Source organism: Streptomyces sp. NPDC046931, assembly GCF_040644655.1.
Taxonomy (GTDB): Bacteria; Actinomycetota; Actinomycetes; order Streptomycetales; family Streptomycetaceae; genus Streptomyces.
The window spans coordinates 79,197-99,715 of sequence record NZ_JBEYWX010000026.1; the positions used below are offsets into that span (position 1 = coordinate 79,197).

Annotated in this window: 19 protein-coding genes, 3 pseudogenes and 1 riboswitch; of the genes and pseudogenes, 11 read left to right on the forward strand and 11 right to left on the reverse strand. The window is 69.6% G+C overall.

Features of this window, described 5'->3' with window-relative positions; all coding sequences use genetic code 11:
- The first annotated feature begins 143 nt into the window (after positions 1-143).
- Entirely contained in the window at positions 144-1,361 is a 1,218-nt protein-coding gene (locus ABZ876_RS32255; protein ID WP_361788619.1) for an MFS transporter, read from the forward strand.
- Between the two features lie 99 nt (positions 1,362-1,460).
- On the opposite strand, the gene ABZ876_RS32260 is transcribed toward ABZ876_RS32255, so the two are convergent.
- On the reverse strand, positions 1,461-2,426 hold the full coding sequence (locus ABZ876_RS32260; protein ID WP_361788621.1) for a DUF1152 domain-containing protein: 966 nt from the start codon (positions 2,424-2,426) through the stop codon (positions 1,461-1,463).
- Between the two features lie 160 nt (positions 2,427-2,586).
- Positions 2,587-3,789, reverse strand: a complete 1,203-nt coding sequence (locus ABZ876_RS32265; RefSeq protein WP_361788623.1) for a glycoside hydrolase family 64 protein — start codon at positions 3,787-3,789, stop codon at positions 2,587-2,589.
- A 468-nt stretch (positions 3,790-4,257) separates the two neighbouring features.
- Here ABZ876_RS32265 and ABZ876_RS32270 point away from each other — a divergent pair, with 468 nt between their 5' ends.
- From ABZ876_RS32270 to ABZ876_RS32285, 4 genes are all read left to right on the forward strand, one after another.
- Positions 4,258-4,710, forward strand: a complete 453-nt coding sequence (locus tag ABZ876_RS32270; protein WP_361788660.1) for a pyridoxamine 5'-phosphate oxidase family protein — start codon at positions 4,258-4,260, stop codon at positions 4,708-4,710.
- Positions 4,711-4,887: 177 nt separating this feature from the next.
- Positions 4,888-7,275, forward strand: a complete 2,388-nt coding sequence (locus tag ABZ876_RS32275) for an excinuclease ABC subunit UvrA (protein WP_361788625.1) — start codon at positions 4,888-4,890, stop codon at positions 7,273-7,275.
- Positions 7,276-7,426: 151 nt separating this feature from the next.
- Complete coding sequence (locus ABZ876_RS32280) at positions 7,427-8,011, forward strand: hypothetical protein (RefSeq protein WP_361788627.1); 585 nt, start codon at positions 7,427-7,429, stop codon at positions 8,009-8,011.
- 225 nt (positions 8,012-8,236) lie between these two features.
- The gene (locus ABZ876_RS32285) at positions 8,237-8,935 is read left to right on the forward strand and encodes an alpha/beta hydrolase (RefSeq protein WP_361788629.1); all 699 of its coding nucleotides are present in this window, start codon (positions 8,237-8,239) and stop codon (positions 8,933-8,935) included.
- Positions 8,936-9,039: 104 nt separating this feature from the next.
- On the opposite strand, the gene ABZ876_RS32290 is transcribed toward ABZ876_RS32285, so the two are convergent.
- From ABZ876_RS32290 to ABZ876_RS32305, 4 genes and pseudogenes are all read right to left on the reverse strand, one after another.
- The gene (locus tag ABZ876_RS32290) at positions 9,040-10,896 is read right to left on the reverse strand and encodes a M1 family aminopeptidase (RefSeq protein ID WP_361788631.1); all 1,857 of its coding nucleotides are present in this window, start codon (positions 10,894-10,896) and stop codon (positions 9,040-9,042) included.
- Between the two features lie 242 nt (positions 10,897-11,138).
- The gene (locus tag ABZ876_RS32295) at positions 11,139-11,348 is read right to left on the reverse strand and encodes a hypothetical protein (protein ID WP_361788662.1); all 210 of its coding nucleotides are present in this window, start codon (positions 11,346-11,348) and stop codon (positions 11,139-11,141) included.
- Between the two features lie 92 nt (positions 11,349-11,440).
- A pseudogene (locus tag ABZ876_RS32300) lies at positions 11,441-11,596 on the reverse strand (MFS transporter); the annotation flags it as partial.
- A gap of 53 nt (positions 11,597-11,649) precedes the next feature.
- Positions 11,650-11,811: pseudogene (locus tag ABZ876_RS32305) on the reverse strand (ThuA domain-containing protein); the annotation flags it as partial.
- 333 nt (positions 11,812-12,144) lie between these two features.
- On the opposite strand from ABZ876_RS32305, the gene ABZ876_RS32310 reads away from it, so the two are divergent.
- Positions 12,145-12,924, forward strand: a complete 780-nt coding sequence (locus tag ABZ876_RS32310) for an SDR family oxidoreductase (protein WP_361788633.1) — start codon at positions 12,145-12,147, stop codon at positions 12,922-12,924.
- A 95-nt stretch (positions 12,925-13,019) separates the two neighbouring features.
- Here ABZ876_RS32310 and ABZ876_RS32315 read toward each other — a convergent pair whose 3' ends face one another.
- Positions 13,020-13,451 carry a (2Fe-2S) ferredoxin domain-containing protein gene (locus tag ABZ876_RS32315; RefSeq protein WP_361788635.1) on the reverse strand — a complete coding sequence of 144 codons (432 nt, stop codon included), beginning with the start codon at positions 13,449-13,451 and terminating at the stop codon, positions 13,020-13,022.
- Positions 13,452-13,512: 61 nt separating this feature from the next.
- A riboswitch (cobalamin riboswitch) is annotated at positions 13,513-13,641 on the reverse strand.
- A 350-nt stretch (positions 13,642-13,991) separates the two neighbouring features.
- Positions 13,992-14,225, reverse strand: a complete 234-nt coding sequence (locus tag ABZ876_RS32320; protein WP_361788637.1) for a hypothetical protein — start codon at positions 14,223-14,225, stop codon at positions 13,992-13,994.
- 368 nt (positions 14,226-14,593) lie between these two features.
- Between ABZ876_RS32320 and ABZ876_RS32325 the strand changes: the two genes are divergently transcribed.
- Together ABZ876_RS32325 and ABZ876_RS32330 are read left to right on the forward strand one after the other, a co-directional pair.
- Positions 14,594-14,785, forward strand: a complete 192-nt coding sequence (locus ABZ876_RS32325; protein ID WP_361788638.1) for a hypothetical protein — start codon at positions 14,594-14,596, stop codon at positions 14,783-14,785.
- A 151-nt stretch (positions 14,786-14,936) separates the two neighbouring features.
- Positions 14,937-15,539, forward strand: coding sequence for a SigE family RNA polymerase sigma factor (locus ABZ876_RS32330; RefSeq protein WP_361788639.1), 603 nt, complete (start codon positions 14,937-14,939; stop codon positions 15,537-15,539).
- Between the two features lie 10 nt (positions 15,540-15,549).
- On the opposite strand, the gene ABZ876_RS32335 is transcribed toward ABZ876_RS32330, so the two are convergent.
- A complete protein-coding gene (locus tag ABZ876_RS32335; protein ID WP_361788640.1) occupies positions 15,550-16,347 on the reverse strand; it encodes an inositol monophosphatase family protein in 798 nt (265 codons plus the stop codon).
- A 79-nt stretch (positions 16,348-16,426) separates the two neighbouring features.
- Entirely contained in the window at positions 16,427-17,404 is a 978-nt protein-coding gene (locus tag ABZ876_RS32340) for a hypothetical protein (protein WP_361788641.1), read from the reverse strand.
- A gap of 63 nt (positions 17,405-17,467) precedes the next feature.
- Here ABZ876_RS32340 and ABZ876_RS32345 point away from each other — a divergent pair, with 63 nt between their 5' ends.
- A complete protein-coding gene (locus tag ABZ876_RS32345; RefSeq protein ID WP_361788642.1) occupies positions 17,468-18,106 on the forward strand; it encodes a TetR/AcrR family transcriptional regulator in 639 nt (212 codons plus the stop codon).
- Positions 18,103-18,273, forward strand: a pseudogene (locus ABZ876_RS32350) (TetR family transcriptional regulator); the annotation flags it as partial. The gene ABZ876_RS32345 and the pseudogene ABZ876_RS32350, both read left to right, overlap by 4 nt.
- 414 nt (positions 18,274-18,687) lie before the next feature.
- Here the strand turns inward: ABZ876_RS32350 and ABZ876_RS32355 are convergent.
- Complete coding sequence (locus ABZ876_RS32355; RefSeq protein ID WP_361788643.1) at positions 18,688-19,035, reverse strand: DUF1330 domain-containing protein; 348 nt, start codon at positions 19,033-19,035, stop codon at positions 18,688-18,690.
- A 221-nt stretch (positions 19,036-19,256) separates the two neighbouring features.
- Here ABZ876_RS32355 and ABZ876_RS32360 point away from each other — a divergent pair, with 221 nt between their 5' ends.
- Positions 19,257-20,273: a winged helix-turn-helix domain-containing protein gene (locus ABZ876_RS32360; protein WP_361788644.1), complete on the forward strand. Its 1,017-nt coding sequence runs from the start codon at positions 19,257-19,259 to the stop codon at positions 20,271-20,273.
- The last annotated feature ends 246 nt before the right edge of the window (positions 20,274-20,519 follow it).

Below are 20,519 nucleotides of genomic sequence, written 5' to 3' on the forward strand. Positions count from 1 at the left end.
GGCCGGAGGGGGCGGACCACGACGTAATAGTTGCATGCGCTGGCTATGGCGACTCAGCGGATACAGCGTTTGCATTTATAGAGCGCCTGCAACTATTGTCGACGCTTATAAACGCCCTACGCAACAACCGGAAGGTCTCTCCCATGCCCCTCGCGCTCCTGGCCCTGGCCATCGGGGCCTTCGGGATCGGCACCACCGAATTCGTGATCATGGGTGTGCTGCCCCAGGTCGCAGACGACTTCGGCGTCTCCATCCCCACCGCAGGCTGGCTGGTGACCGGCTACGCACTCGGTGTCGTTCTCGGCGCGCCACTGCTGACCGTGCTGGGCACCAAGGTCTCCCGCAAGAAGATGCTCATGTTCCTCATGGCGCTCTTCGTCATCGGCAACGCCCTGTCCGCAGCGGCCCCCGTACTCGGCGTCATGCTCATCGGCCGGGTCGTGGCCTCTCTCGCGCACGGCGCGTTCTTCGGCATCGGCTCCGTCGTCGCCGCCGACCTCGTCGCCCCGGAGAAGAAAGCTTCGGCCATCTCCCTGATGTTCATGGGCCTGACGGTCGCGAACATCGTCGGTGTCCCCGTCGGCACGTTTGTCGGGCAAGCCGCCGGCTGGCGCGTCACCTTCGCGATCGTCGCCTCGCTGGGCATCGTCGGCTTCCTCGGCGTGGCCAGGCTCGTGCCCGACACGGGCAGGCCCGAAACCGACAACATACGCAACGAGTTCGCCGCTTTCCGCAATGTGCAGGTCTGGCTCGCCCTGGCGATGACCGTGCTCGGCTACGGCGGCGTCTTCGCCGCGATCACCTACATCACACCGATGATGACCGAGGTCGCCGGCTACACGGAGGGCGCGGTCACCTGGCTGCTGGTGCTCTTCGGCGTCGGCATGTTCTGCGGCAACCTCATCGGCGGCCGCTTCGCCGACCGCGCCTTGATGCCGATGCTGTTCACGTCACTGGGCGCCCTGGCGTCGGCTCTGCTGCTGTTCACCGCGACCGCCCACAACAAGGTCCTGGCGGCGATCACCCTGACGCTCATCGGCGCCCTGGGCTTCGCCACCGTGCCGCCGCTGCAGAAGTGGGTGCTCGACCAGGCTTCCGCCGCCCCCACGCTGGCCTCCGCCGCCAACATCGGCGCCTTCAACCTCGGCAACGCCCTCGCGGCCTGGCTCGGCGGCATGGTCATCGCCTCCGGACTCGGCTACACCTCCCCGAACTGGGTCGGATCCCTGCTCTCCGGCACCGCCCTGCTGCTGTCCTTCCTGGCCGCCTTCCTCGACCGCCGCACCCGCGCCCGGGCACCCGGCGGCGTCGTGACCGCTTCCGAGCGGGCGGAACAGGCACCCGCAGGACTCGTTCGCTGATCTTTGCGCACCCGCCACACCCACCAACGGAGTCACCCACCAAACCCCGTGCCCAACGCGCCGGCGGCATCCCGCCTCGGGACAGTGCCCGGTTGCGGGTCAGTGCGGGAAAGCCCTCGGCGGGCGCTGTCCGGGCAGTTCGTCGCGGAACGTCTCGATGACGGTGCTGATCTGCCGCATGAGCGCGGTGTTCTCCAGCCGGTCGAGATAGAGGTTGCGACGGGCCAGTGCGGGAGCATCCACGCAGAAGTAGAGAGTCATCAGGGGGTTGATGAACAGTTCGCTGTCCTTGGTGCGGTCGGTGAAACGGACGTTGCCGAAGTCACCGCGGACGGCGGCGGCGATGGAGCCGTTGACGATGCTGGGGTGGGTGGAGGTGCACCGCTGGGCGTGGGCCACCGCGTCGAGGTAGAGGGCTCCCTCGCGGCTGTGCCGTGGGAGGGAGAAGGCGCCGAGGTAGGCACCGTCGCGTTCCAGGGCGGCGAGGTTCTCCAGGACCAGACTGTGGTTGACACCGTGGTGGGAGTCGATGCCGAAACCGAGGCAGGCCACAAGCCGGTGGGCGATGTCTTCGAGTCCGCTCACGGCGGCCAGACTGGCCATGTCCTCCTCGGGGGTGCCCAGTCCGTGCTCGTCGCCCCGCATGAGGATGTCCGTGCCGCCGTCGACCAGCACGAGGGCGTCGACCCCGCCCAGGTGGTCGATCAGCGAGCGGTATGCGGCCCGCAGCGGCTGCACGCCCGTGCGGGGGAACGCGTACACGGTGGCGGGCAGGTGCTGGTGGTCGAGCCACTGGGCGAGTGTGCGCTCGGGGAAGTAGTCGCCCCGGCCCGTGGTGTCGGGACGGATGACCGCAACGTCCCGGTCCAGCCACACGCCCTCGTCCAGGCCGTACAGGTCGGCGAAGGAAAGGTTGGCGAGGTGTACCTCCTTTCCGGCCGAGCGCAGGGCGAGGGCGAGCGGGAGGCCGGCGTAGATGTCGAAGCCGCCGCCCGCACCGGCGACGAGTACGCGCTGTGCGTCGCGTAGCCGGGTGAAGAAGGGCGGCTCTTGCAGGGAGAACATCCCGGGGAGGCTAGCAGGGCCGCTGCCGGGGTCCATCGGTCCTCGGTACGGGAGAGGGACCCCCGGGCTTCGGCGCGGCGGCCGCGGCCGCTGTCCGCACAGCCGCGCGCTACGCCGCCGGGCCGAGTCCCGACAGGATCCCCTCCCCCTGCTGTCCGGGCTAGAACTGTGTGAGCGTCAGTCGTATCCCGGTGGGAGCCGTGTCCTGGATGTAGGAGGCGAAGTCCGCCACGTCGTCGAAGGCGAACCCGTACGCCCTGCCGTCCTCGGTCGCCGCGTGCATGGCCTTGGCGTAGTGGTTGGTGAGATCGGTCCGGTAGAAGGCGGAGGCATCCGTCACCGGCTGGGAGGCGGTGGCGAGCAGGGTCGAGCGGTTGAATCCGGCGCCGAGCACCGCGGCGACGGGTCCGGTCGTCCCGTCGTTCGGCGCGGCGAGAGCGCCGTCGCAGAAGAGGACGTCCCGGGTGGACGGCTTGTCGAAGGCGACGGAGGCGGGTCCGCCGAAGGTGAGCTTGCCGCCGCGGACCCGGCCGGTGAAGGTACCCGCGTTGGTGGTGACGGTGAGGTCTTGCGCGGTGTACGTGCTCCACACGTCGTCGATGTACGGGGCGAGGTAGTCCCTTGCGAACAGTCCCGCATCCACGCCGTGGCCGGGGGCTATGACGCGGGTGTCGTCCACGACCAGCTTCGCGAACGCCTCGATCTGCCGCAGGGCGGCGAACGCGGCGGCCCGCCCGCCGCTGCGCACGGTACCGGTGGTCTGGTCCTTCGCACCGGTCAGCCGGATGCTCATCGGCACACTGAACATGTCGACCATGGTCGTGTTGCAGAACATCCCCGAGGAGCTGTGGGTGAACTCGGCACAGTCGTGCAGCACCGGATAGTTGGGGTCCGATGACACCCAGCCCGCCGGATACTGAAGGGCGGCGTTGCCGTTGCCGTCGGTGACGGCCCTGAACTTCAGCTTCTGCCCGAGGGCGACATAGATCCGGCCCGACATGCAGGGCAGGGACAACCGCGTCTCACCGCTGCCGGCCAGCGAGATCGCGTAGTCGGTGAAGCCGTCGGCGCCGTTGTCGGACAGGGCGATCGGCGCGAGCGTCCCGTCGGGCGTGACCCGGGCCTGCCTGCCGTCCTGGTTGCCCACGATGTACACGTGGACGGAGGCGTTGTCGAAGGATCCGCTGTTGTTGACGATCGTCAGCGGAAGCATGCCCGCCGCCTGGGGCGCATCCCGCCCGTCGGTCGTACCCGCGAGGGCGTGGGGGGCGATCGCGGCGGCGATGGGTGCGGCGGCGGCCGCGCCGCCCAGAGCGACGAGGAATGTGCGGCGGGCGAGGGTGCGCTGATGACGGGGTGCCATGTGGGGGGTCTCCTTTGTGCTCGACGTGCGTCGGAGGATGGCGAACGGACCCTGAGAGCGCTCTCAGGGTCCGTTGTGGGGCCCGATGCTACGCAGCACTCATGTGCGCGCCAAGGGATGTGACGCGAACCCAATTTCCTCGCCGACGCCGTGACTTGGGGATTCGTTTCGGACGTTACCTGCGCTTAACCGCCGCCTAGGAACTGCTTAAGGCTCCGGCCCGGCAGGCCAAAGCCGTGGCCCGGCAGGACCTTCGACGGCGCACCGGCGTCGTCGTCGCGGACCCGGTGGCCGGATCGATCAGGATTCGAGAAGCACGGCCCCCCGAGCGGCGGATAGCGTGACAGCCGTGGACATGACCCTTCGCGCGGTCTTCCTCCCATACGACGACCCGGATGCATCCCGGCCGGACACAGGACCTCAGGAGTGACCTTGACCAGCTCTTCCACCCAGGAGAATGCAGAACTGATCACGGCCGCCCCCCGCTCCCGCGCTCAGCGCCGTCGTGACACCGAGCACCGGCTCACCCAGGACATCGATCTCTGGGTGGCCAGCGCCTCGGAGGACGGCGCGCCGTATCCGGTGCCGCTGCCCTTCGACCGGGACGGCGAGGCGCTGCTGGTGGCCACACCGGCGGACAGCCCGACCGGCAGGAATCTGGCCGCCACCCGAGCCGTCAGGCTGGGGCTCGGCCCTACCCGGGACGTGTTCATGATCGAGGGCGAGGTCGAGGTGCTCGAGATCGACGCGCTGCCACAGGAGCGGGGTGACCGGTTCGCCGCCCGCACCGGCTTCGACCCGCGGACGCCGGCGACGCCGTACCGCTGGTTCCGCATCTCTCCGCGCCGCATGCAGGCTTGGCGCGAGGTGAACGAGATGTCCGACCGCGAGCTGATGCGCGACGGCCGCCGGCTGGTCTGACACCTCGGCCGGGTGCGTCGAGTCACCCTGGCCGGCACCGCCGATCAGGCGGACAGCGTACCGTTACCGCGACCGCGCGCACGAAGAAAAATCGGATATTCCGCTCGAATTGGATCAGGTCGAGCTGGGCGACGCCGACGGAGACCGCGAAGGCGGCCCCGTCAAACGGAGGGAGACATGAGCATGGCCACGAGGACGGACCCGCAGTCGCCTGCGCTGCACGCTGCCGACAGCCACGATCTGATCCGCGTGCACGGCGCCCGCGAGAACAATCTCAAGGACGTCAGCGTCGAGATCCCGAAGCGCCGTCTGACCGTGTTCACCGGCGTCTCCGGCTCCGGCAAGAGTTCGCTGGTCTTCGACACCATCGCCGCCGAGTCGCAGCGGCTGATCAACGAGACCTACAGCGCCTTCGTCCAGGGTTTCATGCCGACCCTGGCGCGGCCCGAGGTGGACGTCCTCGACGGGCTGACGACCGTGATCACCGTCGACCAGCAGCGGATGGGCGGCGACCCCCGCTCCACGGTCGGCACCGCCACCGACGCCAACGCGATGCTGCGCATCCTCTTCAGCCGGCTAGGGAAGCCGCACATCGGCCCGCCCAGCGCCTACGCCTTCAACGTGGCCTCGGTCCGGGCCAGCGGTGCGATCACCGTCGAGCGCGGTGCCCAGAAGGCGGTGAAGGCGACGTACTCCCGCACCGGCGGTATGTGCACCCGTTGCGAAGGCCGGGGCACGGTCTCCGACATCGACCTCACCCAGCTCTTCGACGACTCCAAGGCGCTCACCGAGGGCGCGCTCACCATCCCCGGCTACACGCCCGGCGGCTGGAACTACCGGCTCTACAGCGAGTCCGGCCTGTTCGACCCGGCCAAGCCGATCCGCGACTACACCAAGACCGAGCTGCACGACTTCCTCCACCGCGAGCCGACCAGGATGAAGATCGCGGGTATCAACATGACCTACGAGGGGCTGATCCCCCGGGTCCAGAAGTCGTTCCTGTCCAAGGATCCGGAGGCGATGCAGCCGCACATCCGGGCGTTCGTGGACCGGGCGGTCACCTTCACCACCTGCCCCGAGTGCGGCGGCACCCGGCTCAGCGAGGCGGCCCGGTCGTCGCGGATCGGACAGATCAGCATCGCCGACGCGTGTGCGATGCAGGTCAGCGACCTGGCCGAATGGATCCGCGGCCTGAACGAGCCGTCGGTGGCGCCGCTGCTCGCGAAGCTTCAGCAGACTCTCGACTCGTTCGCGGAGATCGGGCTCGGCTACCTCTCGCTCGACCGGCCGTCGGCCACGCTGTCGGGCGGCGAGGCCCAGCGCGTCAAGATGATCCGCCATCTCGGCTCCTCGCTCACCGACGTCACCTACGTCTTCGACGAGCCCACCACAGGGCTGCACCCCCATGACATCCAGCGGATGAACGACCTGCTGCTGCGGCTGCGGGACAAGGGCAACACGGTGCTCGTCGTGGAACACAAACCGGAGGTGATCGCGATCGCCGACCACGTCGTCGACCTCGGTCCCGGGGCCGGTACGGCGGGCGGCACCGTCTGCTTCGAGGGCACCGTGGAGGGGCTGCGGGCCGGCAGCACCATCACCGGCCGGCATCTCGACGACCGGGCCACGGTCAAGAAGACGGTGCGGACGCCCACCGGGACGCTGGCGATCCGCGGCGCGAAGGCGAACAACCTCCGCGACATCGACGTCGACATCCCGCTCGGGGTGCTGGCCGTCGTCACCGGTGTCGCCGGCTCCGGCAAGAGCTCGCTCGTGCACGGATCGATCCCCGCGGGCACGGGTGTGGTGTCGGTCGACCAGGGCGCGATCCGCGGCTCGCGACGGAGCAACCCGGCGACGTACACCGGACTGCTCGACCCGATCCGCAAGGCGTTCGCGAAGGCCAACGGTGTGAAGCCGGCGCTGTTCAGCGCGAACTCCGAGGGCGCCTGTCCCAACTGCAACGGCGCCGGTGTCGTCTACACCGACCTGGCCATGATGGCCGGCGTTTCCACCACCTGCGAGGAGTGCGAGGGGAAGCGGTTCCAGGCATCGGTGCTCGAGTACCACCTCGGCGGCCGCGACATCAGCGAGGTGCTGGCGATGTCGGTGACCGAGGCCGAGGAGTTCTTCGGCGCCGGGCAGGCGCGTACGCCGGCCGCGCACCGAATCCTCGAGCGACTCGCCGACGTCGGACTCGGCTACCTCAGCCTCGGTCAGCCGCTCACCACGCTGTCCGGCGGCGAGCGGCAGCGGCTCAAGCTCGCCACGCACATGGCCGACAAGGGCGGTGTCTACGTCCTCGACGAGCCGACCGCCGGCCTGCACCTCGCCGACGTCGAGCAGTTGCTCGGCCTGCTCGACCGGCTCGTCGACTCCGGCAAGTCGGTCATCGTCGTCGAGCACCATCAGGCGGTCATGGCGCACGCCGACTGGATCATCGACCTGGGACCCGGCGCCGGCCACGACGGCGGCCGGATCGTCTTCGAGGGCACACCCGCCGATCTCGTCGCCGTCCGGTCCACTCTCACCGGTGAACATCTGGCGGAGTACGTCGGCGGCTGAGCGAGACCCTTGCGGACAGACCGGACACCGGCGGCACAGGAGAGTCGGCCACTACCCGCCTTCGCCGGGTGGGGGCCGTGCAACCATTCGAGCGCCCCAAGTGTCATGTCTGTACACACGGTGGGAGAACCACGACACCAAGGGGGAAATCATGCACAAGGCGCGATGGACGGCCGCTGCGGTGGCCGTGGTGATCGCATCGGGATCCTTGGGAATGGCGCTTCCGGCGTCTGCCGCCGGCACGGGAGCCGCTCAAACCACCGCGACCGCCTGCGCGACCGGCTGGGGCAGCCTGCCGAAGAGCAAAGCGGACGGCTCGGCGGCACCGCGGTCTCTGACGGACATCCGGACCGGGCGACACGACTGCTACGACCGCATCGTGGTCGCCGTTCCGGGGTCGGGCACCGGTCCGCTCGGCTACGACGTCCGGTATGTCGACGCTTTCCGCCAGGACGCCTCCGGCAGGAAGATCCCGGTCTCCGGAGGGGCGATCCTGGAGGTCCGGGTCCACGCGTCTGCGTACAACCCGGAGACCGGCGACCCGACCTACCCCGGAAAGGCCGGCAAGGCCTTGCCCGGTGTCGACCTGAAGGGCTACCGAACCTTCCGGGACGCCAAGTTCGGCTCCAGCTTCGAGGGTGTCACCCAGGTCGGGCTCGGGGTGCGGGCGCGACTGCCGTTCCGGGTGCTGAGGCTGCCGGACCGCTTGGTCGTGGACGTGGCGCACACCTGGTGAGGCGTGCGGCCCGTCCGGTGGGCTTGACGCCGTGTGCAGCGGAGGTCGCAAAGGAGAATGTGGCCCAGCGGCGGATGAGTTCACCAGCACCGGCCGCCCGGCAGGCACCACCCTCCTGCCGGGCGGCCGGACAACTCTGCCGGTACTCCGCCTTTTTTACGTCGACAGGAGCCATGTGATCGCGATCTGATGTCGCATCGCGGGCCAGGTGACTTGGAGGCGGAAATGGCGAACGTAGTGCTGGTGCACGGGGCTTGGAGCGACGGGTCGATCTGGCAGGCGGTCATCGCCGCCCTCCAGGACGAGGGACATCATGTGCTGGCTGTCCAGCTGCCGCTGACCTCGCTGGCCGAGGACATCGCCTGGACACGGCGGCGGATCGCGGCATTCGACGAGCCGGTGACGCTGGTGGGGCACTCCTACGGCGGCATGGTGATATCCGGGGCCGCTCACGGAAACTCTCAGGTCAGCGCACTGGTGTTCGTCGCGGCCTACGTACCCGACGAGTCGGAGTCGCTCCGGATGCTGACCGCTCGTGGAGCGACGGCCAAGGGCCGCTCGGCGATCCGGTTCGCCGCGGACGGCTGGTCGACTCTGGACCCCGGCCTGTTCGGGGATGCGCTCGCGGCCGATGTTCCGGCGACGACGACTCGGGTCCTGGCGGCAGTCCAGAAGCCCACGCACCCGGCTTGCTTCTCGAGTCCGTCGGGGCGCGGTGCGTGGCGTGACCTGCCGTGCGCCTATGTCGTCTCAGCGGACGACCAGATCCTCGATCCGGGGCTGCAACGGTGGCTGGCCCAACGGGCGAACGCCACGGTGACCGAGCTCCGCTCCAGTCATCTCTCGCCGGTCTCGCAGCCCGCAAACGTGGCCGCCGCCATCAGCGGAATGCTGAACGCCGGGACCTCGCCCGCGTTGGGCTGACGGCCGTCCGGGCCGGCGGGACCCGCACCGTGGCCGCCCCCTACGGGCGCGGGTTCGCCGCGGGTGGCGCCGGAAGGCGCCCCCGCGGCGAACCGACGCCAGGGTCAGCCGTCGATACGGTGCTGGGTCCAGAACGAGGTCAGGTCCGTGGCCGTGGCAGCCTGGGCGGCCGCCTTGAACTCGGACGTGGTCGAGATGCCGTACCAGTGCGAAGTGGCGTAGTCCTTCAGCAGTTTGGCCATGGTGGTGTCGCCGAGGACGCGCCGCAGGTCGTGCAGGGCGCACTTGCCGTAGCCGTAGACGACCGTGGAGTACCGGGAGGAGTGGTCCCAGTAGGCCATCGAGTTGGTGATCTTCTCGGCGGTCGAGGACCACGAGACGCCGTTCCAGCAGTTGGTGCCGGTCTTGTTCAGGGCCAGGTCGGTGGCGTAGTCCGCGAACGCCTCATCGAGCCAGGGGCTGTTGTACTCGTCGTCGCCGACGATGCCGTACCACCACTGGTGACCGATCTCGTGGGTGAGCGCCGTCGTGCTGACCAGGTCGAGGACGAACCCGGGGTATTCCATGCCGCCGAACCAGAAGTTGTTGTCGATCACCGCGTCCAGTTCACCGTACGGGTAGCCGCCGAACCGCGACGCGTGGGCGTCCACGGCGGTCTTCGCGGTGCTGAGCATGGACTGCGCGTCGGCCGAGCTGATGCCCGAGACGGAGTAGACATTGACCGCGGTGCCGGCGGCAGAGGTGCCGGAGATCTTGGTGAAGGGGCCGGCTGCCCAGGCGAAGTCACGGACCTTGGAGGCGGTCGCGGTTGTGATCGTACGTCCGCTGGAACCCGGCGTGTCGGCTGATGTGCCGGTCGCCGGCACCAGCAGGGTGCTGGGGTGGTCGAGGGTCACCTCGAAGTCGGCGGCCAGTGAGTAGAACGACTCGCCGTTGTTGGTGTACGGGTCCAGGTGCCAGCCCGCTCCGTCCTTGACCGCGAGAACGGGGAGGGCGTTGCCGATGAAGCTGAAGGCCCCGTCGTGACCGAACCGGTCGGCGCCGCTGGGAACGGTGATGCCCAGGTCGAAGCCGATCGTGGCGGACTGGCCTTGCGCGAGCGGCGTCGGCAGGTCGATCCGGAGGGCGGTGCAGCCGACCGAGAGGGTGCCCGCGGTGCCACCGGTGAGGTTGCCGACCGTGATCGGCATGGCGGAGCAGGTGCCGTGGTAGTTGTCCCACAGCCGCAGGTACACCTCGCTGAGCGCGGTCGAGGATGCATTGGTGAACGTCGCGCTCTCGTGGCCGGTCCAGACGGTGCCGGTGGTATTGCTGCTGAGGCTCACGGTGTACGTGGGCGCGGCGGGGGTGCGCGTGGAGTCCGCGGGCGGAGTGGTACCGCCGGAGGTGTCGAGGGCGACGTCGTCGATGACGAAGCTCGTCCGGAGGCTGTAGTCCTCGGTGCCGGTGAAGGTGAGGTTCACGGTCTGGCCGGCGAACGCCGACACGTCGAACGATTTCCGCACATAGCCGGTGTTCTGGTCCAGGTTCGAGTACGTCGCCAGTGTCGTGGTGCCGATCTTCGCCGTCAGCTTGTCGTACGCCGTGGACGAGGTCGTCTCCGCGGTGTCGATGTGCAGCCAGAAGGTGAGGGTGGCGGTGCTGCATCCGGAGGGGATTGTCACGCTCTGGGCGAGGGTGTCGGTGTGCGTGCTGCCGACTCCGTCCAGCCAGGCGAAGGAGGTGCCGCCGTGGGCGGTCTGACCCGCCCGGTTGGTGATCACGTTGGGCGACGACTGGTTCCAGGGCGAAGTCCCGCTCTCGAAGCCGCCGTTGGTGATCACCTGGGCCGGGGTGCAGGCCGCGGCCGGAGAGGCCGTGGACGGCGCGGCTGCCGCCGGGGTTACGGGAAGCAGGACGGCGGCCATCGCGGCGACGGCGAGTGCGCTCGCCGCGCGGGCCTTGTGGGGAGTGGGTCTCACACGAAACTCCTTTGTGGCGGCCGGGATTCCGGCGTGCTCGATGGCTGCCCGGCCGGCTTGGGTGCGCCGGCGGGCAGCCGGGGTTGCGCGCGTCGCGTGCGCGATCGCTGGGTGAGAGTCCTGCCGTGTCCCTGTGGGGTCAGGGACACGGTTACCGGAAGACTGGCAGATTTGACCGGAACATGCCATTAGCGGGGAGGGTTCGTGTTCCGGACGCGGAGGCGGCGGTGCGTTTCCGTGCGTCAGGCCGAGCCGGGGGCCGGTGGGGTCGCTGTCCGGGAGGCTCGAGCCTCGGCGAAGAGGAACAGTCCGCAGGCCGTCACGGGCAGCCATCCGGGACGGGACGCATGGGCGAGCCCGGTGGGGCCGACGCCCGCGGCCAGGCCCCCGGCGATGGCGATACCGACCGCCGAACCGACCTGGCGTGCGGTGGAGGTGATCGCCCCGGCCACACCGGCGCGGGAGGGCGGCAGACCGCCGACCGCGTGTTGGCGATCGGCGCGTTGGTGAAACCGAACCCGATACCGATGAGCAGATAGGCGAGCAGAAGCAGCGGAACGCTCGTGTCCGGGCCGAGATTCACCACGCACAGCCCCCCGGTGGCGGTGAACCCGCCCGCAAGGAGGAGCGGACGTCGTGGTCCCATGTGCCCCACCAGGTTGCCGGACCAGGGCGCACACACGGTGGCTCCGAGCGCCATGGGCAGCGTCGCCGCGCCTGCCGCGAGCGGCGTCCATCCGCGGGCGTGCTGGAGAACCAGTCGTTCGCCTCGTGTACGAAGCCGATGTGTGCGGCGTCCCAGGTGCCGTTGTAGAGGGCCAGAACCTTGAACGGGGACGCGGCGGGGGTCGTGGCCTGCGCGGAGGGAACCGCCAGGCCCGGCAGTACGGCGAGCAGAACGAACAACCGCAGCATCTTGCGGGCTCCGGCGGCCTGTCCGCATCCGTTGCGGGGTGGCTCGGCCATGGGCGTTCCAGCCTTTCGCGTGCGCGGATGGTGGGGAAGGCCGCGCAGCCGAGTTCAGCATGATGAACAATGGGTTCATTCTTGGATTGCTGATGGTCCGTGAACCTAAAGGTCTGAACCAGACACGTCAAGAGGTGAGGCATCCGGTCGGCATACCGCCCGCGTGGTGCGTCCCGTATACCCGGCACCGGCGCCGCAGGGCCGCCCGCGTACCCGTAGGGTCGTCCAGTCGGACGTCAGTCCGCGTCAACCAGCCGTTCGAGTCCATGCCGGGATGTGAAGATGACGCCGCAGTCCTACCTCACCGACCTCTTCTCGCTCGAGGGCCGGGTCGCGGTTGTCACCGGCGGGAGTTCAGGGATCGGCCGGGCCATCGCCGGGGCCCTCGCCCATGCCGGAGCGAGCGTCGTGGTCGTGGCACGCAAGGAGGCGGAGCTGGCCGCCACGGTCGAGGAACTGGTGGGCGACGGCTGCCGGGCGGCCTGGGTGAGCGCCGATCTGGGCTCGCGAGACGGCGCACGGGCGGCGGCCGAGGAGGCCGCCGCGGTGTACGGGGAGCCGGACATCCTCGTCAACTCCGCGGGCATCAACCTCCGTCCTCCGATGGGCGAGCTGACGGACGAGGTGTGGGATGCCACCATGGCGGTGAACCTGGAGGCGCCCCACCTCCTCGGTCAGCGCTTCGGCCCCGGCATGGCCGAGCGGGGCCACGGGCGGATCATCCACGTCAGCTCGCAGCAGGCGCACCGGGCCTTCGTCCAGAGCGGCGTGTACGGCGTGTCCAAGGGCGGCCTCGAATCGCTGGCCCGCTCGCAGGCGGAAGCGTGGTCCCCGTACGGCGTCACCGCCAACACGCTCGTCCCCGGCTTTGTGATGACACCGCTGAACCGCCGCCTGTCCGCCGATCCGGCCAAGGTGGCGGAGCTCGCCGCCCGTACCCTGGCCGGGCGCAACGGGCTGGCGGAGGACTTCGCGGGCGCGGCGGTCTTCCTGGCGAGCCGGGCATCGGCGTACATCACCGGTCAGTCGATCTGCGTCGACGGCGGGTTCTCGGTCCACTGACGCATGCGGCAACTGACGCCCGGCACATGCGGCCCCTGACCGCGGGTCGATACACCGCTCGACGGTGCTGTTGCGCGGGTCGATCGGCGGGTTTTCTACGACGGGCCCCGGCCGCGTACCGGTGAGAACGAGGTGCGCCGCCGCGGTGGTGTGAAGGTGTAGAGATCGAGAATGGCGGGCTGGGGCGCGATGCCCGGACCGCCTGCCCGCACCCAGGCGGCGATGTCCTCGGTCGCGGCCGGGTCGTTGACGAGGCCGAGCCAGACCGGCCGGGCGCCGGCGGCGCGCCCGGCGGCGGAGGGCTGAACGACCATCACATTGGCCTGGTCGCAGACGTCCAGGCAGGCGGAGATGCGTACCGGCACATCCGCGCTCAGGCGGGTGGTCTGCGCCGCGTGATCGACTCCGGTCACCTTCGGGCTGCCACAGCAACAGTCCCGGCATACGACGACCCTGCACGGTGCAGGGTCGGCCGACCCGTGCTCCGGCGGTTGGCCCGTCGTCCCGTCGATCGAGCTCACGCGCATGACGCTTCACCGTCCTCTTCGGGGAAATCCGCCCCGGTTGTCCTGGAGGAGGCGACCGCGGGAGTCTCCTGGCTCTCGGGTCCAAGCTCGTCCCGGCCTTCCCACCAGCCTGCGGGCAGTGGCCTGTTCGGGATCCACTCACCGATCACAGTGGCGGGACCGCGCCGGATTCACACCGGCTTCCTCGTTCCGCCGTCGCCTTGCCGCCGGCCATCCTCCCATCCAGGACAACTCGGCGACACCATCGCCCCCGGCGGTGGGACTCCTGACCGATGGCTGTCCGTTGGCGGAAACCGGCAGCTCTGTCCACGCCCAGATAACTGCGGTACCCCGACGGACGGGGGCTTCCGGCTCCCGGGCAAGCTTCCCGCAGGCCGCTGCGGCGCCCTGCACACCGTCCAGTCCAGCGAAGGAGGCAAGGAGGCACACCCCGAGCGACGGCGAACGCTGAGGACTCGCCGCAGGGCACCCGGCGGAGCGGGGCGAACGGTCACCGGCGGTCACAGCGTTTTCCCCTGCCACGGGCTTAAGGACGCGCAGTCAGAGGACGAAGCGTTCGATCTCCACGGCCCTGGCGTCCATCTGGACGGTGATGGATTCCGCGACCTGTTCCACCGTCCTGGTGACCTCGGCCGACTCCAACTCCGCGGTTTCCAGTACGTACTGGAGACGTCGACGCGCCAGATAGTCGACCCCCTGGGCAGCGCCGATGGCCGCGGCACCCGTTCCGCCCACAGCCGCCGCGGTGACGATCAGCGGACCGAGGCCCTTCATCTTGCGCGAAACCCGAAATCGTCCTCCGACACCTGGCGGATCGCATTGTCCGTCAGCAGCTGAAGCTCCCCCACCGGCGCCTCTCCCCCGTTGAGCCGTCCGAAGCGATACCCATCATCCGGGAAGTCCTGGACGGCGCGAGGGTTTGCGAGGAAACAGCGTGCGGGTCACGACATGTGGTAGGCGCCGATCCCGTCCTGAGGCGGTCAACTCATTCCGAACCCGCCTCCCACCACCCGCCACGGCATTGATCAGGGTGGCAGAACAACCTGCCCATTCAATCCCTCAGCGCGAAAGGTCGTGGTCAGAAGGCGCGAACAACCGACCCGGCCGGTTCGCCTGATCACACCCGAAGGGAAAAACCGATCATGAACGTGTGCAAGCGGCTCGCACTGGCCGCAGCGACCGTGACGCTGGCCGCCGGACTGGTGAGCACGGCGCCGACGCCGGTCGAGCGGTCGCCCCACGCCTCTCAGGCCACCACACAGCGGAGTGATCTCGCGCGGAGCCACCACGGCGTCGAGGGCACCGGGGCGGACCCCGGCAGCCGCTGCTGCTGACGATCGACGACGTCGTCAGCACAGGCCGACGCCCTGCCGTCGCCCCACCGCGCCGCCAAGGGTGCTCCGGGCGGCGGCAGGGGCGAGCAGAGAACGCCCTCCCGCTCACCGCGCCCATCGTTCACGCATCACCATGAAAGGAACCCGGCCCATGGATGCCCGCACGTGCCCAGACCGGTCTTTGGAATTCGAGGAATACGTCCGTACCCGGCACGACGCCCTGCTGCGCAGCGCCCGGCGGCTGGTCTCGAACCCGCTCGACGCCCAGGACCTGCTGCAGACCGCGCTGGCACGGACGTATCGCCGCTGGGACCGCATCGCCGACAAGCGACTCGCGGACGCCTACCTGCGCCGTGTCATGATCAACACGCGTACGGAGTGGTGGCGGGCCAGGAGGCTGGAAGAGGTGCTCACCGCCCGACTGCCCGACGCATCCGTCCCGGACTCCACCGCCCGGCACGCCGACCGTACGCTCCTGATCGACGCCATGAAGGTGCTCGGTCCGAAGCAGCGCAGCGTCGTGGTGTCACGGCACTGGGAGCACATGTCCACGGAGGAGACGGCCGCCGCCCTCGGTATGTCGGCCGGAACGGTCAAGAGCACGCTGCATCGAGCGCTCGACCGGCTGCGTCAGGAGCTGGAGCGCCGTGATCCGGACCGTGTCCCGGCGTCGGCCGCGGGCCGGGGGCGCGGCGGCCGGCCGCCGGGATCCATGGCGTCTGTACCGGCGGGAGCGGGCCGCGGCGTCCGGTGAGCACGGGAGACTAGCCTCGGCTGCGGATCATCGACATCAGCTGCCAGTGGGTCTCGAGGTCGGCGGCGACGACCAGCCCCCGGCCGTCCCGTCCGAGCGGGGCGCCGTCGATCCCGGTGACCACGCAGCCGGCGGCCCTGCACACAGCGATGCCGGCGGCGAAGTGCACGCTCCCGGACAGGTCGCCGCCGTCCGTGACATACGCGGCGCGCTTGCCGGCCGCCACCCAGGCCAACGCCAGCGTCGTGGAGCCGACACGCGGTTTGAAGCGATCGACGAACCCGGGGTGGGCCAGCAGGTTCACGGCCCTGAATCCGGGCGCGTTCGGGAAGGGCGGGTCCAGGTTGACGTCCACCAACCGGCCGGCGGGCGTGGGGGCCAGCCGTGTATCGAACCCGTCTCGCCGGGCCCAGGCGGTCTCACCGTCGGTGAAGAAGACCTCCTTGCCGAACGGATCGGCCACCGCCGCCGCCCCGTCGCGCAGCGCCACGTTGACGGCCACCAGCATGGTGCCGGCGGCGTAGTTCAGCGTGCCGCACAAGGGATCCACCATCCACAGGCGCGCGGCGTCGGCAGTGCCCTGCCGCCCGCTCTCCTCGCCGAGCAGCGCATCATCGGGCCGAGCGGCACGGATGACGTCGAGGATCGTCTTCTCGGCCGCCACATCGGCGGCGGTGGCGAAGTCCCCGCCACCCTTGTCGATGCGGGAGAGCCGCCGGCCGTACATCTCGCGCACCACATCGGCCCCGGCACGTGCCGCCGCTATGGCCACACCGGCATCGTCAAGGGACGTGGATGAGTCGATCACGCCTCGCAGAGTATCGGGACGGCGTGCCGCCGCCGCGTCTCGCGCCGGAGCGCCGTCCTGGTCCGCAGGCCACGGGAATTCACGGAGCCGGGACGACCGGTCGGGGGCCCAGCTCGCTGATGAGCTGCCGATAGGTCTCGAAGGCCGGCTTGGGGGTGTAGTCGTCGTGCAGGAGGCCGAAGCGATGGAAGAGCCCGTCCGCGGTGCTGTCGGCGTCCCTCAAAGCGAAGAGCGAGTATCCGTCGATGTTCAGGTCGTCGGCGAGGGCGGCCACGGCCCGGATGACGGTCTCGAGGGTTTCGGCCTGTCGCTGTTCGGTGCGGCCCGGTCCGGTGGGCCAGCCGTTCTCGCAGATGCGCATGGCGACACTCTTTGGGATTCCGGCCTTCGGCAGGTCGGTGTGGCGGAAAGCCCTGAGGACCGCGACGACCGCCTCGGCCAACTGCCCGGCGGGGATGGGCCGGAACACGTCCGGGAAGAAGTCCAGGCCGACGTAGTCCAGGCTCTGCCAACACTGCGCGTCGGCCAGTGCACCCAGCTCGGACCAGAAGGTGTCGGCCGGATCGAAGGTCGGTACGGCGTTGAAGCCGACCGCCACGCTGTGTCCCAGGCCTCTGGCCTCCTGCTTGGCCGCGATGACCCCTTGGACGAGCGCGTTGCGGACGTTGGGGATGCTGCCGTCCACAATGGGGAGCCGGGCGTTGGGTTCTTCACAGATCTGGACCGACGCCAGATGCGGTCCGCCGGTACGGATGGCTTCGCGGACGAACTCCGGCCACCCGTCGAGTTCGCCGGACGGCTCACGGAACTGAAGCACCAGGTCGAGTGTGCGGCCGCGCTGGAGATAGGACTGCGGGTCGGCGGGTGTAGGGGGCTCCAGCGGTGTCTCGGTGCCCGAGAACGGCCGGTAGGCGCGCACCGACAGCCCGGCCGTATCGCCTTGCAGTTGGTCCAGTGCCTCGATGATGCGGTCCGGAACGTCCGGGCTGACCGGGTGGACGATGCCGTGGTCGTCTCCCAGGAGCCCGCCGGGATAGATGCCGAGGGTCAAGGTCATACTCGTCCCACCCCTTAGATTCTTGGTGTCACCACAATTTTGGTGTGACACTATCATCAGGGCATGGGACTTCGAGAGATCAAGAAGCGGCAAACCCGCACAGCGATCGCCGATGCGGCACTGACGCTGTTTCTCAAGCACGGTTTCGACCAGGTCACGGTCGCCCAAGTGGCAGGGCAGGCGGGCGTGTCCACCAACACCGTGTTCAACTACTTCCCCGCCAAGGAAGACCTCTTCTTCGACCGGCAGGCCGATGTCGAGGGGCATCTCGCCGCACTGGTACGCGACCGCGCACCCGGCACCTGCCCGGTGGAGACGGTCCGTGACGACCTGCTGTCCGCCCTGCGACGCAACGACCCCCTGCTCGGCCACCACCCCGGCGCACCCCGGTTCTGGCAGGTCATCCTCGACAGCCCCGCCCTGCGCGCACGGGAACGCGAAATCAGCGAAAACGCCGAGGCCGCTCTGACGGCCGCCCTGGCCGAGCATCCACCCGGCACCGCCGGCACACCGGACGACGCCGGCGATCCCATGCCCGCGCTCCTGGCCGGCGCCCTCGCCGGAACACACCGGGCGGCCGTTCGCGAGCTCCGACGACGCATCATGTCCGGCGAAGCTCCCGAGCACGCCCGCGACGCGGTCGCCCCGGCAGCGCTTTTGGCATTCGACCTGCTGTGTTCCGGGCTGCACACTCACCGCTGACCAATACCGTTCAGGGGAGCACGGAACCGGCGGACCAGGTCGGCGTCGACCAGGTGACCGTCTCGGCGCTCGCCCGGCGGTTCGACGTCAAGGTCACCTACGGCGACCACGCCCGAAAGCACCCCGGCCGCTACGCCGCCGCCCAGCTCAGGCTCGGCCCCGAGACGGGCGGCCTCCAATGCCGAGCTGATCGCCCTACGCACCGAGGCCCCCTTCAAGCCGGCACCGGCCGGCGGGCGCATGGTGTGGCTGCACCACGGGCAGTTCCGTCAGCCACGGCTCGAACGCCGCCCATCCCACCACTATTTGGCCGCCCTGTCCCCCGCCCAGGGCGAAGTGGAGCTGCTCGATCCGGCCGCGACCTGTACGGCGCGAAGGGCTACGCCGAACTGCCGCCGTCCGACGAGGTCCACCCCGGCCGCGCGGGACACCGCCGTATCGGCGAGAACTTCGCGCGGCTCGCGTTCGGCACCGAGCGCCCCCTCGCCTTTTCCGAGACCGGCTGACCGGAACCCGGGTTCGAGCCCGAAGGTCACCGGCTCGGGCTCACCGCCTCGGGTGAGCGCCCCGTACGGCCGGCTCTACTCGGCAGGCGCGGCCTCCCGTATCGTCTTCGCGGTGACGGTCGGGTCATAACCGTCCGGGACCCCTTCGACCAGGACGATGTCGCCCCTGATGTGCCGTGCGCGCAGGGGTGCGATCTCCTGGTATGCCGGGGAGTCCCACCAGGCTCGTGCCTCCGCGATACCCGGGAAGCCGATCACCACCACGTGCCCGGGCCAGCTGCCCTCCTTCACCTCGTGCTGCGCGGCGTGCACGAGGAAGCGGCCGCCGTACGGCGCGAAGGTGGCCGTGATGCGCTCGATGTACTCGGCGATGTCCGGGTGCGGGGCGGACTCCTGAAGGTGAGCTACGGCGTAGGCAGACATGGTGTCCTTCCGGTCGGTCGGGGTCCCTACGCCGCCGATCATGGCATGCGGCCCTGCCGGGTTCGATTACCTGTCAGGTAAGGAGAGGGGAGGGCGATGCCCTGGCGAGTCGTTGCAGAGGCGGTGTGGACGCCATCGTCGACGTCCGAACTCGACCAGATTCGGTCTAGGCCAAACCATGGCATTCCGGAAAGATCATTACGGATGCACCGGGGGGAATCATGGTCTATCGCATTCACTTCACGACTCAGGACCTCGCGCGGACCCGCGTCGCCGAAGCTCCCATGCCCCTGTCCGAGCTGGAACTGGCAGCCCGGGTGTTACAGGACCGCAGTCAGCCCGTGCGGCTCGAGGCCTGGCGGAGACGGTGCCTCGGAAGGCTGACCGCCCCTGCCCGTATGGTCCTGTCGCTCATTCCGCCGGTCGGCTGGTCCCCGACCTTCCTCGCGCCGAGCGTGGCCGGCACCGCGGAGGAGGTCCTGGAGCAAGTGCAGGCCGTGCCCCGCAGCCGCATCCGAGCGGAACTCGCGGCGATCGCAGAGCACCAGCCTGTCCCCTCATGGGCTCGGCATCTTGCGGACGACACAGGGCTGCGCCGGCAGATGCACAGCGGCTTGACGAGCCTGTACGCCACCCTGCTCGAGCCCTACTGGACAAGCCTGACGGGTCACTTCACGGCCGACCGGACCGTGCGCATGCGCCAGTTCCTCGATGGAGGCGTGGAGCATGTGCTCGCTCAAGCGAATCCGCGATGGATGCGGTGGAACCCGCCGGTGCTGGACATCCGGATGGCGAACGGCGTCGAGTACGACCTGCACCTCGAGGGACAGGGCATCCTGCTGGTGCCGTCGCTCTGGGGTACGCGCACCATCGTCGACAACGACGCCGTGCCACAACCGACCGTCACCTACCCAGTCCTGCCGGACCGGCCCGTGCGCCACCTCACCGCCCTCGCGCGGGAACCCGGACCGGCGAAACCCGCCGACGCCGTCGCGGCCCTGCTGGGCGGCACCCGGGCCGCGGTACTCAACGCCATCGCCACGCACCCGGGCTGCACGACGAAGGAGCTGGCCTCGCTGGTCGGCGTGGCGTCCGCCAGCGCCAGCGAACATGCGACGACTCTGCGCGCGGCCGGCCTGGTTCAGACTCTGCGGCACCGCAATTCGGCGCTCCACAGTGCCACTCCGCTAGGGGTCGCCCTGCTGAACGAGGGGACGGGTTCACGGGCGTACGGTTGATCGTGACCGGTCGATCGTCAGCGCGTTCGCGCTGGTCTTCGTCCGCACGGGTGTCACCCTGCCGGTCACCGGCTGCGCGGAGCTGGTCCTGTGGCTGACGCCGCGCGACGAACTTCCGCAGGTGCAAGGGGCGCTCTTAGCCGGCGCGGGGATGTCGTCGCTCGTGCTCAGCCGGCCGGGCAGCCGGGCTTCGGCATGCCGGGATCGCACGAGCCCGCGTTCCACGCCGGATCCGCACATACCCGA

Bases quoted from the DNA above. Each gene is read 5' to 3' on its own strand.
- ABZ876_RS32320 (WP_361788637.1), bottom strand. From the start codon at position 14,225: ATGAAGGGCCTCGGTCCGCTGATCGTCACCGCGGCGGCTGTGGGCGGA.
- ABZ876_RS32340 (WP_361788641.1), bottom strand. From the start codon at position 17,404: ATGACCTTGACCCTCGGCATCTATCCCGGCGGGCTCCTGGGAGACGAC.
- ABZ876_RS32260 (WP_361788621.1), bottom strand. From the start codon at position 2,426: ATGTTCTCCCTGCAAGAGCCGCCCTTCTTCACCCGGCTACGCGACGCA.
- ABZ876_RS32275 (WP_361788625.1), top strand. From the start codon at position 4,888: ATGAGCATGGCCACGAGGACGGACCCGCAGTCGCCTGCGCTGCACGCT.
- ABZ876_RS32315 (WP_361788635.1), bottom strand. From the start codon at position 13,451: ATGCGCGTGAGCTCGATCGACGGGACGACGGGCCAACCGCCGGAGCAC.
- ABZ876_RS32330 (WP_361788639.1), top strand. From the start codon at position 14,937: ATGGATGCCCGCACGTGCCCAGACCGGTCTTTGGAATTCGAGGAATAC.
- ABZ876_RS32360 (WP_361788644.1), top strand. From the start codon at position 19,257: ATGGTCTATCGCATTCACTTCACGACTCAGGACCTCGCGCGGACCCGC.
- ABZ876_RS32285 (WP_361788629.1), top strand. From the start codon at position 8,237: ATGGCGAACGTAGTGCTGGTGCACGGGGCTTGGAGCGACGGGTCGATC.
- ABZ876_RS32325 (WP_361788638.1), top strand. From the start codon at position 14,594: ATGAACGTGTGCAAGCGGCTCGCACTGGCCGCAGCGACCGTGACGCTG.
- ABZ876_RS32355 (WP_361788643.1), bottom strand. From the start codon at position 19,035: ATGTCTGCCTACGCCGTAGCTCACCTTCAGGAGTCCGCCCCGCACCCG.
- ABZ876_RS32345 (WP_361788642.1), top strand. From the start codon at position 17,468: ATGGGACTTCGAGAGATCAAGAAGCGGCAAACCCGCACAGCGATCGCC.
- ABZ876_RS32255 (WP_361788619.1), top strand. From the start codon at position 144: ATGCCCCTCGCGCTCCTGGCCCTGGCCATCGGGGCCTTCGGGATCGGC.
- ABZ876_RS32265 (WP_361788623.1), bottom strand. From the start codon at position 3,789: ATGGCACCCCGTCATCAGCGCACCCTCGCCCGCCGCACATTCCTCGTC.
- ABZ876_RS32280 (WP_361788627.1), top strand. From the start codon at position 7,427: ATGCACAAGGCGCGATGGACGGCCGCTGCGGTGGCCGTGGTGATCGCA.
- ABZ876_RS32310 (WP_361788633.1), top strand. From the start codon at position 12,145: ATGACGCCGCAGTCCTACCTCACCGACCTCTTCTCGCTCGAGGGCCGG.